Source organism: Streptomyces sp. NPDC048255, from assembly GCF_040652415.1.
Lineage (GTDB): Bacteria > Actinomycetota > Actinomycetes > Streptomycetales > Streptomycetaceae > Streptomyces.
This window is the reverse complement of record NZ_JBEZMA010000010.1, coordinates 98095-109676: the sequence shown is the minus strand read 5'-3', so window position 1 is coordinate 109676 and position 11582 is coordinate 98095. Positions and strand designations below refer to the sequence as shown.

The following is an 11582-nucleotide window of genomic DNA, read 5'->3' as shown; positions in this document are numbered from 1 at the left end:
GGCTCATGAGGCAACCTCGGATGATGTGGGCAGGTGCGTCGACGCCCAGGCCGACACGTAGCAGTCCAGATAGGGCTGGAGGGGCGGTTCGACGGCGACGCCGCGGAAGTCGATGCGCTCGCTGGAACGGGACAGGACGGCGTAGTCGTGGAAGCCGTCGCCGTCCGCGCGCATCGCCGGGTAGAGGGCGCCGGCCACGAACCCCTGGGCCAGGAAGGCCGAGAGGGCCTCCTGGTGGGCGAGCGGTACCAGGGCCTCGACGTAGCCGGCGCCCGCACGGGCCAGGGCCCGGGTCACGGGTTCGAGGTAGGCGGCCGCGGCGGCCGGGTCGGGGTGGGCGGTCAGCAGGGAGCAGTACCCGCCGGCCCGGTTGAGGTAGGCGTAGACCTCGAACCGGCCGTCCTCGGGGGTGAGCAGGACGTTCGGGGTGTGCAGCGGGTAGAACCAGCCCTCGGCGCCCGGGAACCGCTCGCGGAAGCGGCGGCGTACGAAGGCCGGCGCCTCGATCATCTCCAGCCGCTCGACGGCCCCTTGCGGCGCGGGCGCCGGGAGCGGGGCAGCGGCGGCGCGGACCCCCGGGTAGCCGATGCCGAGCGCGGCCTCGGCCGTACGCAGCAACGGCAGCAGCGGGGCGGGCACTTCGGTGACGGGGATCCGGCGGTCGAGCACACCCGCGGAGTGACGCGCGTAGAGCGCGAGGCTTTCGCGGCTGCGCAGATCCACCGCGTTGGGCAGGACGCCCAGCGGGCGGAAGCCGTTGCGCGCGACGACGCGCTGCGGACCGGCGCTGACGGTGCGTACGGTCGCGTACACCGAGTCCAGCCGCCCCGAGTCCAGCATCCCGGCGCACAGCGCCTCGGTCAGGGCGGCTGCCAGGCCCGCCGAGCGGTGCCCGGGGTGGACGGCGATGCCTTCCAGGCGGCCGATGCGGCTGCCCGCCTCGCCGTGGATGGCGGCGGACGCGGTCAGGGCGCCGGTGTCGGCGCAGCGGCCGACGAGCCACAGGGAGTACGGGTCCGCGATGAGCCGGGCCATCTCGGCCGGGTCGGTGCCGAGGGCCACGGGGTAGTGCGGCCCGTAGACGGCGTAGTAGAGCTGGCGCAGTTCGGCGATGTCCGCGGGGGCGGCCGGGGTGATGACGGGATTCACCGCTGGCCTCCTACGGGTCCGGCGCCGGGGTCGGCCGCCGCGTCCGCGGCCGGGGGCTCGGGGGTACGGGACCCCAGCAGGGCCAGCGCGCAGGCGGCGGGGACCAGGCCGAGGCCCTGCACCAGGCACAGCGTCTGGGGCGAGAGGAAGTCCCCTGCGGAGCCGAACAGGAGGGACGCCACCGGCAGGGAGGCGCCCAGTACGGCCTGCATCACGGCGAAGAAGCCGGGCTTGTCCGCCGTCGGCACCAGCCTCTGGAAGAGGGCCACGAAGCGGACGCTGACGGCCCCGGCGCACCAGCCGGCCACGGCCAGGCAGCCCGCGACGGCCAGGCGGTGCGTGACCAGCCCGGGCAGCGCCAGGGCGAGGGCCATCAGGCCCAGGCAGTAGGCGCCGGCGACCGTGGGGCGCCCCGGCACGCGGGTGCCGGTGAAGGCGCCGACGAGCGCACCGGCGCCCAGGGAGGCCTCCAGCAGCGCCACGGTGCCGCCGCCGCCCTGGAGGACCGAGCGGGTGTAGAGGGGGATGACGACGAACACAGCGGTGGTGAAGAGGTTCGCCGCGGTGAAGCAGATCAGGATCCGCCGTACGTAGGGCAGTTCGCCGAGGATGCGGCGGAGCGTGCGCCGCTGGGGCACGGCGGCCGACGGGTCGGACGGGTCGGACGGGTCGGACGGGGCGGAGGGGGTGGTCGTCGAGGTCGCGGCGGTGCGGAAGCGGGCGCTCGCGACGAGGACGGCGGCGCCGAGGTAGGCGGCCGCGCAGCCGACGGCCAGCCCGGCCACACCGGCCCGGTCCACGGTCAGGGCGCCGAGCAGCGCTCCGCCGAGCCCGGCCAGGGACTGGGTGGACAGCTCGAAGCCGGTGGCCGTCTCGATGTCGGCGTCGTCGACCAGCTCGGGCACCGAGGTGGTCAGGCAGGGGTCGAAGAACGCCTGGCAGGTGGCCAGGGCGAGAGCCGCGGCGTACACGGCGGCGACCGGCAGGCCGCCGCCGTAGGCCCACAGCGCGAGGACGCAGGAGGCGGCCCCGGCCAGGCCGGCGGCGGTCCGCAGGACCGAACGGTGGGCGAACCGGGCGACGGCCCCGGCCACGACGGGCGCCAGCGCCACGGCGGGCAGCGTGCAGGCCGCCATGAACAGCCCGGAGGCCAGACCGGGGGCCTCGCGCACGGCGTAGGCGACGATCCACCAGGACACGCCGACCTGGAACATGCGGACGGCGGCCTGGGTGAGGACCTGGCCGAGCCACACGGCGGCGAAGGCGCGGTTGCGCAGGATCAGCGGAGCGCGCCGGCCGTCGGCCGCGGCGCGGGCTTCGGACCCGGCGGCCCCGGTTCCGGCTTCGGCCTCGGTCTCGTCCACGGCCTCGGGTGCGGGAGCGGCGGTCATGCGGTCGGCCTCTCGTCGAGGACCCGGACGAGCTTGCCCGAGCGCGGGTTGACGGCGAGGTCACGGTGGCGTGCCCACTCCACGGACAGCGGGTGCACGAACCCGGCGCGCACACTGTCCGGATACAGCGGCCGTACGGTCTCCAGCTCCGTGACCACGGCCTCGGCCAGCGCTTCCCGGCCTCCCGCGGCCTCGCCGCGGGCATCTTCGCCGGGGGCCGTCGCCAGCCGCAGGACGAGCCCGTCGCGGCCGTCCCAGCGGCGGACGACGAGCTGCATGCCGACCACCTGCCCGGCGGTGTCCGCCGCGGCCACGGCGTCCTGGGCGTCCTGGGTGTAGAGGGAGACGGGGCCGACCCGTACGCCCTCCTCGGCGCGGCCGAGGATCCTGAAGTGTCCGGGCCCGGTGCCGGTCCACTCGGCCCGGTCGCCGGCGGGGTAGCGGATGATCGGCATGAGGCGGCGGAAGAGGCTGGTGACGACGACCCGGCCGGGCCGCCCCGGCTCGGTGACGGGCTCGCCGGTGGAGTCGTCGAGGATCTCGACGACCGAGTACGGGGTGAAGGCCCGGTGCACCCGGGCGTCGGAGCCGGGGACGGGGCGGCCGAGCAGGCCGGCGTCGACGCTGGCGTAGCCGACGGAACGGGCCTCGGCGCGCGGGAACGCGCTGGCCAGCAGGCGCCGTTGGTCGTCGAAGAGGGCCTCGCCGCCGAACAGCAGCAACTCCACCGAGTCGAGCCGGACACCGGATGAGACGACCTGTTCGGCGAGCCTGCACAGGGTGGTGGGCGTGCCGGCCACCACCTGGGCGGAGAGGTCGCGCAGGGTGGGGATCGTCGACTCCAGCGGCGCGCCGCCGCCGATGGGCAGGCGGACGTTGTCCACGGGCGCGTGGGCGAGCGAGTCGAGGACGAAGAGGAAGCTGGCGTACAGCTCCCCGGCGTAGAAGAGGTCGGCGACGCGGTGTCCCGGGCGCAGACCGGCGTCCACGAGACCCTGGCCGAAGGAGGTGACGAAGGTGCGCCACTCGTCGCGGGTGTAGACGGAGAACTTGGGGGCCCCGGTGGTGCCGCCGGTCTTGTAGACCGTGGCCTCGCTGAGCGGGCCGGTCAACACGCGGCTCTCGTGCAGGGAGTTGGCTTCCCAGAACTCCTGCTGGTCGACCACCGGCAGGTCGGTGAGGCGGTCGGCGTGCGGTGGCAGGGACGCGTAGAGGTCCCGGTAGAAGGGCGAGTTGTGACGGGCGAAACGTATGAGGTCCGAGAGTTGCTGGGCGGACATGGGCCTTTGCCTAGGTGACGGTAATGGGACGGGAGCCACGGCGGGGCGCGGCGAGAGCGAGGACTCGCCTGCGGGATCGACCGGTGTGAACGGGGGACCCCCCGGCGCCCCCGCCTCCTCGACGCACGTCGAACTGACGTGCAGTCACGATGATGAAACATCAGCGGGCTAGTCACCAAATTGACCCAGGATTTCCGGCCAGTGCGGCTGTACTGGTCAGTATTTTTGCTTCCCCTGCTGACGGGGCAGCTCCGGTGGTGATCGGCGAAGAAGGCGGGTTGAGTGACGGACATGGAAATTCTGCGTATCGGGTCCTCGGACGGCGCCGGGTTGCGGCGGTGGTTCGAGGTGGTCGACGCCGTGGAGAAGCACGATTCCCCGGACGCCCCGCCGCCTTCCGCGCGGGTGTGGACCGGTCGGCCGCGCACTCCGTGGCCGGGTTGTGAGGAGCGGGTCTACCTGGCGATTGACGGACCGCGTGCCGTGGGTGCGGCCCGGCTGAAGCTCTTCCACCACGAGAACCGGGATGTGGCCTGTGCCTGGGGGTGGGTGCTGCCCGGGAGCCGCCGGCTCGGCGTGGGGCGGACCCTGCTGCGGTACCTGAGCGACGAATCCCACAGGGCCGGGCGCACCAGGATCGTGATCGAGAATCCGGAGCCCGGGCCGGGCCACGCGTTCCTCGCCGCTCTGGGGTTTCGCCGGGTCACCCGGGAACGCCGTTGGCGGCTCGATCTGCCGGCGGGGCAGGACCTCCGTACCCGCTACGCCCCGCTGCTGGGCGAGGTGCGTGCCCGAGCGCGTGGCTACTCGCTGGTGAGCTGGGTCGACGCCACTCCCGAGCGGTACGTGCGGGACTTCGCGCGGGCGTTCGGCCGCATGTCCACCGATGTGCCCCATGACGCCCTCGCCTGGGGGCAAGCCGGCTACGACGTCCAGCGGGTCCGCGACCTGGAGGGGGTGCTCGACGCCCTGGGCCTCCGCCGCTACACCACGGCCGCGGTGGACGCCGGTGACACCCTGGTCGGCTACACCTGTCTGGCTCAGCCCACGGACATCCCGCCGGGGACCGCGGAGCAGTGGGACACGTTCGTGCTGCCGGAGCACCGGGGCCGGCGCCTGGGTCTCCTCCTCAAGATCGAGAACCTGCTCTGGGCGCGACAGCGGGAGCCGCGCCTGACGATGGTCCACACGTCGAACGCGGACGCCAACGAGGCCATGGTCCGGGTCAACCGGATGATCGAATTCACCCCGGACGTGCCGTGGAGCAAATGGGAGCGTGAGGTCACCGGCGGCAGGTGAAGGAGAGGCTCAAGGAGAGACTGAAGGAGAGGTCAGTCCTTCGGAGCGCCCAACCGTTCGAACAGCCGCGCGGGGTTGCGGTCCTCACCGTCGACTCCCCACGGGTGGTACTGGAAGTGCAGGTGTACCGCGGAGGCGGGGATGAGGAGCCCGGTCGCCACCGAGCCGCCGGTATGGCCCGCGTAGCCCAACACCTCGCCGGCGCGCACGGCGTGGACGTCCCCGCTGCGGACGCCAGGGGGAAAGGCATCGACGGTGGACGCCATGTGCGAGCCCAGATGGAAGTACTGGTACCCGGCTCCACTGCGACCGCTCAGCCGGACGCGGTGGCCCGCCGCGTTCCAGCCGCGGACCCCCGGCAGGACGGTGGCCGAGCGGTACTCCGCGATCCCGTCCTCGACCGCGACCACCTCGTGCCCGACGGCGCTCCGCAGGTCGATCCCACGGTGGACGTGGTTCGGGCCCCGTCGGAAGTGCCAGCCGCCACGGCCGGTCTCCCCGTCGTCCTCCCCGATCAGATCGCGGTCGCCCGCATAAGCGGACCAGGCCACGCACCTGAGGGGAAAACAGAGGTCCGGGACACGCCGGTGGGGAGCGGGCTCCTCCGGGGAAAGCCGATCAGGCATGAGCCGCCCTTCGCGTTGCGCGATGTCCGGATGGTCGGTGTTTCTGGTTCCGGCTCGATCTCTTCCGCGGCCCGGTCGAGATCAAGCGGCTCCCTGCCCGTCTGGAAGACCCCATTGCACCCGACTGGCTGAGTTCTGCCCCCGTCGCCGAAGGGAAGGAGGGGAGCTGTTCGATCCGCTCCCAGGAGGCGCACCATGCCGGCCCGCTTCGTCGTCGACACGCTCGATGCGTTCGAACGCTTCGGGGACCGACCCGCCACCACCTTCAGGGGCGGCACGCTCACCTTCCGCCGCGGTCTGGACTCCGTCCACCGGATCGCCCGCGCGCTGGACGGACTCGGTGTCGGCCGGGGCAGCGGGGTCGTCTGCGTGGCCGGCGACCGACCGGAGGCGCTCTTCGTCCGGCTGGCCGCGTACGTGCTCGGCGCCCGGTTCACCCCGGTGCGGAGCGGGCTCGTCGACCACGTTCTCGCTCACATCGTGCACGACGCCGAACCGGCTCTGGTGGTCTCCGAGTCCGAACTGCCCATGATCGCAGCCCCGTTGGCCCTGTCCATCGACGACCTGATGGACCTGGCAGGCGCACTGTCCGCCGACCCCCTGCCGGTGCGGGCACGGGACGAGGACATCGCCCGTATCACCTACACCGGCGGGACCACCGGCCGGCACAAGGGTGCGGCCGGGACGTACGGTGCGCTCCAGGCCCTGCGGGGGTCGTGGTGGCACGAGTGGGACCGCACCACCCCTGCGGGCCTCACCTACCTGTCCGTGACCTGGTCCGGCTGGCTGGCCCTGGAATACCTCTACAAAGGGGTCCGCGTGGAGATGCTCGAAGAGTTCTCCCCCGAGGCGCTGCTGGACGCGTGTGCGCGATCCGCCCCGGTCGCGACCTACCTCTCCCCGCACATGCTCTACGCGTTGCTGGACCACCCCGCGACCAGCCGCGGAGTACCGGGCCTGGTCTCCCTCGGCTACGGGACCTCACGGACCTCCCCGGCCCGCCTGCGCGAGGCGGCCGACCGGTTCGGTCCGATCCTCCGGCAGGGCTACGGATCGATCGAGTCCGGGCCGGTCACCGTGCTCAGCCCCGAGGACCACACCACCGCGCTGCGGAGCCGGCCCCACCTGCTCGGCTCGGTCGGCCGGCCCCGTCCCGGCACCGCGGTCGACATCCAGGACCCGTCCGGCACTTCACTGCCGCCCGGCCGGGTCGGCGAGGTGAACGTGCGCTCGACCGGCATGATGGCCGGCTACTGGCGCCGCCCCGAACTGACCGCGCGGACCCTGTGCAACGGCTGGCTGCGCACCGGCGACCTCGGCTATGTGGACGACGACGGCTACCTGTACCTGGTCGACCGCCTGAACGACGTGGTCACCGTCAACGGCCACGACTGCTACAGCGCCCCCATCGAGGCCGCCCTCACCCGCCACCCGGCTGTGGGCCAGGCTGCCGTGGTCGGCCGCGGCAGTGAGCGCACCGGCGAGGAGATCCACGCCTTCCTCGTCCCCGCCGCCGCAAGCACGGCCGGCGATTCGGTGGCGGCCGAAGCCTTGCGCCTGGTGGTGCGGGAGCTGACTCCGGTCCACGAACCGGTCGCCGTCCACTGGATCGACCGGATGCCCCTCACGGCCGCGGGCAAGCCGGACAAGAACCAGCTGCGGGCCCGCCTGGTGTGAGGAAGCGGACGGGGGAGGGGCAGGCCTGCGACGCTTATGCGGATACCGTGCCGGTGATGCCGGTGATGCCGGTGATGCCGGTGATGGCGGTGAGCGCCTGGCGGAGTTCGGAATCGCCCGGTGGACGGTCGCGCCAGCGGGCGCCGATGTGGCCGTCGGGCCGCACGAGCAGCGCCCCGTGCAGGGGGAGGCCGCAGAGGTCGCTCTGCTCGCCGGTGAGGGTCTCGACGCGCAGCGGCCATGCCGCGGCGGCTCGGCGCTCCCTGTGGGCGGGGTCCGGGGTGAACAGGGTGAACCATTCGCCGAAGGCGTCGAGCGTGGAGCGGCCGGGCGTGAGCCAGAGGTGCGGCATGCGGTGACCGGGCTCCGCGGTGGGGACGTAGTCCGTTCCCACCTCGGTCGGCTCGGTCGGCTCCCCCGGGGCGCCGCCGTCGGTGAGGACGGCGCCGGAGCGGTAGGCGACGCCCAGGACCAGGCCGAGCTGGGCGAAGTACCGGTCGGACCAGGGCAGTTCGACCTGGGTAGGTACTGCTTCGCCGGCCTGGCGCTGCTCGTGGCGCCGGCTCAGTACCTGGAGCGCGAGTTGGGTGTTGGCCACCGCTCGGCGGAGCGTCAGATGGGCCACGGGCCGTCGTTCCGTCTCGTAGGTTTCCAACATGGCTGGTCCGGCCCACCCGTGGAGGACACCCGCCAGCTTCCAGCACAGGTTGTGCACATCGGCGAGGCCGGCGTTCATGCCCATGCCGCCGAAGACGGGGATCGCGTGCGCGGCGTCCCCGGCCAGCAGGACCCGGCCGTGGCCGAAGCGTTCGGCCACGAACGCGTTCATCACCCAGTGCTGAACGCGCAGCACGTCGGCCCGTACGCCGGCGCTCGGGCCGAGGGCCTGCGAGACGAGCGCGGACCAGTCGACGCGCTCGGCGTCGTCGGGTGTGGGACCGAACCAGGCCCAGCCGCCCTCGGGATAGAGCGGCGCCAGCGATCCGTGAGCGGTGAAGTAGACCCCGGCGGGCTGGTCGGCGCACCAGCGGCCGAGGTCGGCGTCGAACACGACGGTGGTGAAGCCCGCCATCGCTCCGGGACCGGTGGTGTCGATTCCCAGCCGCTGCCGGACGGTGGAGTTCGCGCCGTCGGCGCCCAGGAGGTAGCGGGCACGCACGCGCGTCTCCTCACCACTGCGGCGGTCGACGAGCAGGGCCACGACGCCCGCGGAATCCTCGGCCAGGTCGACGAGTTCGGCCTCGAACCGCACCCGTGCGTCCGCCGCACCGAGCAGGATGGGTTCCAGCCGATCCTGCGAGGTGACCACGCCGATCACCGGACTGTCGGGGATCGGCGCGTCGACCCCCACCATCGCCGCGGTGGCGAAGTCGCTGTCGTGGAGCGTGTCGCGGAAACGGACGCGACCGAACTCCGGTGCGAAGGCGCCGGCCGTGATCTCGGCAGCGAGGCCGAGCTGGCGGAAGATCTCCATCGAGCGCGCGTTGACCAGCCGGGACCGGGGGAAGGGCGACAGCTCGCGGTGCTTCTCGACCAGCAAGGTCCGTACGCCCCAGCGTTCCAGCAGCGCCCGGGCGGTGAGCCCGACCGGCCCACCGCCGACGATCAGCACCTCCACCTCGGTGTCCGCCACGGACATGTCGCGCTCCTCCCGCTCGTTCCGGGCCCGGGGAGCGGGCCCGCCCCCGCTGACCGGTGGCCGCACCCGGCGCTGAGCCGTCACGAGATCAATCTTCCGCTCCTGGCAGCCCGCCGCAAACGCCGGCGCGAGCGCGCGGACACCCCCTGGCGCCATCGCCTCCGCACCACCGTCCGTAACGCCCTCGTCGCGGCACGAGCACCCGTTCCAGGAGGCTCGCCCCACCCCGGCACGGGCCGCCGGGCCCACATAAGATCCCCGAGGCGATTCCCGTGAGGGGTACGCCTCAGAGGGGGGAAAGTGCAGGGAACACGGATCGCCGGTCGCTACCGCGTGGCCGGTCTGATCGGCGCGGGCGGGATGGGCCAGGTCTGGCGCGCCTACGACGAGAGACTGGGCCGCGAGGTCGCCGTCAAGACGCTGGCCGGCGGGCAGCGGGAAGGGTACGCGCACGCCGCGGCCCGGTTCGAGCACGAGGCCAGGGTCGTCGCCGGACTCCAGAGCCGGCACATCGTGACCGTCCACGACATCGGGTCCACCCGCGTCGACGACGACCACCCCCTGCTGTTCATCGTGATGGAGCTGGTCACCGGGCACCCCCTGGACCTCGTGATCAGCAACGGCCCTCCCGGCCTGGACGACGTCATGCGCTGGGCGGCGCAGGTGTGCGACGCCCTGGCGACGGTCCACGCCGCCGGCGTCCTGCACCGCGACCTCAAACCGGCGAACGTGATGGTCACGGCCGACGGCACGGCCAAGGTGCTGGACTTCGGCATCGCCTCCTTCCTCGACGACCCGGCGCCCGCGACGGCACTGACCGCGACCGGAGCGGCGCTCGGCACCCCCGCCTTCATGTCCCCGGAACAGGCCCAGGCGCTCACCGTCGACCACCGCAGCGACCTGTACTCCCTGGGCTGCGTCCTCTACAACCTGGTCACCGGCCACCCTCCCTTCATGGCCGCGAGCGGGGTCGCCCTGCTCGTCAAACACGTCTCCGAACCCCCGGTGCCGCCGAGCCGGTACAACCCCCGGCTTCCCGCGGCATTGGAGGAGCTGATCCTCGCGCTCCTGGCGAAGGACCCCGCAGGGCGTCCGGAGGGCGCCGCGAACGTACGGGACCGGCTCCTCGCCCTGGCCACGTCCACGAGCGGCCTGCCCGGGCCGGGCCTGCTCCAAGGGCTGGCCCAGCGCCTGCTGGGCCGCTCCTCCCGACCGGCACCGGCTTCTGTCGGGGGCCCGCCGTCACCGGGTACGAGGTCGAGCTCGGCCGCGGCGTCCTCGTGGCGCGGATCACCGAGCTGACCGAGAACATCGCGCGCTTCTACCGCGAAGCTGTCCCGGCAACGTCGACGGAGACCTTCTCGGCCCCGATCCGCCGCATGCGTTCGCCGCCCCATTCTCCCAATGAGGCCAGGGCCGCGTTGAGGGAGACGCCGTGCTCCGTCAGGGAGTACTCGACCTTCGGTGGCACCTCGCGGTACACCTCACGATGCACGAGCCCGTCTTCTTCCATTTCCCGCAGATGCTGGATCAGCATCTTCTCGCTGACGCCCGGCAGACCGCGCCGGAGCTCGGCGAACCGGCGGATCCCGTGGTGCTGCAGCTCCCAGAGAATCAGCGGCTTCCATTTACCGCTCTCGCGAGCGCACTGGTGAAGGCCGGATACGCGACAACGGTCTGGAACCGCTCACCGGGGAAGGCGGAAGACCTCGTCGCGCAGGGCGCGGAGGCCGCTGCCACGGCCGGCGACGCGGTCCGGGCCGGCGGGTTGGTGATCGCATGCCTGCTGGACCACGCGTCGGTCCACGAGGTGCTCGATCCGCTCTCCGACGACCTGGCCGGACGAACCTTGATCAACGTCACCACGACGTCACCGGCTCAGTCTCGGGAGCTGGCCGCCTGGGCCGCCCGGGCCGGGGTCGCGTATCTGGACGGCGGCATCATGGCCGTTCCGCCGATGATCGGCCGGCCTGGGTCATCGATCCTCTACAGCGGATCGGCCGAAGTCTTCCATCAGTACAAGCCGCTGCTCGACCTGTGGGGAACCAGTACCTACTTCGGTGAAGATGCCGGGCTGGCGTCCCTGTACGACCTCGCCCTGCTCGCGGGCATGTACGTCATGTACGCCGGATTCCTGCACGGCGCCGCCATGGTCGCGCCGGCCGGTGTGACGGCGGGCGAGTTCGCCGCCATGGCCACCCCTTGGCTGACCGCCATGACCGGCGGCTTCGAAGGGTTCGCCGCGGTCATCGATGGCGGGGACTACACCGTCGAAGGGCAGCAGAGCCTGGAGTTCTCCGACCTCGGTGACTTCCTGGCCGCCAGTTCGGACCAGGGCATCAGCACCGAGGTGGTCGACATGGTCCAGCGGCTCATCCGACGTCAGATCGATGCGGGCCATGGAGAGGAAGGCTTCGCCCGGATCTTCGAGAGCATCAGGCACGCGAACTCATAGTTGCCGGTACCGTCCAGCGGACTACTCAGCCTCCGCCTCCACCGCTGCCTCCGTCTCCGCCGCTGC

9 protein-coding genes and 1 pseudogene are annotated in these 11582 nt (G+C 72.6%); 4 read left to right on the top strand and 6 right to left on the bottom strand.

Annotated features, from left to right (window positions below; all coding sequences use genetic code 11):
• Window positions 1-3: 3 nt before the first annotated feature.
• Genes AB0D94_RS11640 through AB0D94_RS11630 form a run of 3 tightly spaced genes read right to left on the bottom strand, consistent with a single transcriptional unit; the run spans window position 4 to window position 3820 of the window.
• Complete coding sequence (locus tag AB0D94_RS11640) at window positions 4-1149, bottom strand: GNAT family N-acetyltransferase (protein ID WP_362049379.1); 1146 nt, start codon at window positions 1147-1149, stop codon at window positions 4-6.
• The gene (locus tag AB0D94_RS11635; RefSeq protein WP_362049376.1) at window positions 1146-2540 is read right to left on the bottom strand and encodes an MFS transporter; all 1395 of its coding nucleotides are present in this window, start codon (window positions 2538-2540) and stop codon (window positions 1146-1148) included. Before AB0D94_RS11635 ends, AB0D94_RS11640 begins: the two co-directional genes overlap by 4 nt.
• On the bottom strand, window positions 2537-3820 hold the full coding sequence (locus tag AB0D94_RS11630; protein WP_362049373.1) for an AMP-binding protein: 1284 nt from the start codon (window positions 3818-3820) through the stop codon (window positions 2537-2539). The genes AB0D94_RS11635 and AB0D94_RS11630 overlap by 4 nt, the downstream gene beginning before the upstream one ends.
• A gap of 291 nt (window positions 3821-4111) precedes the next feature.
• Between AB0D94_RS11630 and AB0D94_RS11625 the strand changes: the two genes are divergently transcribed.
• Complete coding sequence (locus tag AB0D94_RS11625; RefSeq protein WP_362049370.1) at window positions 4112-5119, top strand: GNAT family N-acetyltransferase; 1008 nt, start codon at window positions 4112-4114, stop codon at window positions 5117-5119.
• 32 nt (window positions 5120-5151) lie between these two features.
• Here the strand turns inward: AB0D94_RS11625 and AB0D94_RS11620 are convergent, their stop codons facing one another.
• Window positions 5152-5670: a M23 family metallopeptidase gene (locus AB0D94_RS11620; protein WP_362049367.1), complete on the bottom strand. Its 519-nt coding sequence runs from the start codon at window positions 5668-5670 to the stop codon at window positions 5152-5154.
• 270 nt (window positions 5671-5940) lie between these two features.
• Here AB0D94_RS11620 and AB0D94_RS11615 point away from each other — a divergent pair, with 270 nt between their 5' ends.
• Complete coding sequence (locus tag AB0D94_RS11615) at window positions 5941-7422, top strand: AMP-binding protein (protein WP_362049364.1); 1482 nt, start codon at window positions 5941-5943, stop codon at window positions 7420-7422.
• 34 nt (window positions 7423-7456) lie between these two features.
• Here the strand turns inward: AB0D94_RS11615 and AB0D94_RS11610 are convergent, their stop codons facing one another.
• Window positions 7457-9061, bottom strand: coding sequence for an FAD-dependent monooxygenase (locus tag AB0D94_RS11610; RefSeq protein ID WP_362049361.1), 1605 nt, complete (start codon window positions 9059-9061; stop codon window positions 7457-7459).
• Window positions 9062-9361: 300 nt separating this feature from the next.
• Between AB0D94_RS11610 and AB0D94_RS11605 the strand changes: the two genes are divergently transcribed.
• Window positions 9362-10363: a serine/threonine-protein kinase gene (locus AB0D94_RS11605; RefSeq protein WP_362049358.1), complete on the top strand. Its 1002-nt coding sequence runs from the start codon at window positions 9362-9364 to the stop codon at window positions 10361-10363.
• Between the two features lie 19 nt (window positions 10364-10382).
• Here the strand turns inward: AB0D94_RS11605 and AB0D94_RS11600 are convergent.
• Window positions 10383-10697 (bottom strand): annotated as a pseudogene (locus AB0D94_RS11600) (winged helix-turn-helix transcriptional regulator); the annotation flags it as partial.
• On the opposite strand from AB0D94_RS11600, the gene AB0D94_RS11595 reads away from it, so the two are divergent.
• Complete coding sequence (locus tag AB0D94_RS11595; RefSeq protein WP_362049507.1) at window positions 10584-11516, top strand: NAD(P)-binding domain-containing protein; 933 nt, start codon at window positions 10584-10586, stop codon at window positions 11514-11516. The pseudogene AB0D94_RS11600 and the gene AB0D94_RS11595 overlap by 114 nt on opposite strands.
• Window positions 11517-11582: the final 66 nt, after the last annotated feature.

Coding starts and splice junctions, on each gene's coding strand:
- AB0D94_RS11635 (WP_362049376.1), bottom strand. CDS start 2,540: ATGACCGCCGCTCCCGCACCCGAGGCCGTGGACGAGACCGAGGCCGAA.
- AB0D94_RS11630 (WP_362049373.1), bottom strand. CDS start 3,820: ATGTCCGCCCAGCAACTCTCGGACCTCATACGTTTCGCCCGTCACAAC.
- AB0D94_RS11625 (WP_362049370.1), top strand. CDS start 4,112: ATGGAAATTCTGCGTATCGGGTCCTCGGACGGCGCCGGGTTGCGGCGG.
- AB0D94_RS11615 (WP_362049364.1), top strand. CDS start 5,941: ATGCCGGCCCGCTTCGTCGTCGACACGCTCGATGCGTTCGAACGCTTC.
- AB0D94_RS11610 (WP_362049361.1), bottom strand. CDS start 9,061: ATGTCCGTGGCGGACACCGAGGTGGAGGTGCTGATCGTCGGCGGTGGG.
- AB0D94_RS11595 (WP_362049507.1), top strand. CDS start 10,584: ATGCTGGATCAGCATCTTCTCGCTGACGCCCGGCAGACCGCGCCGGAG.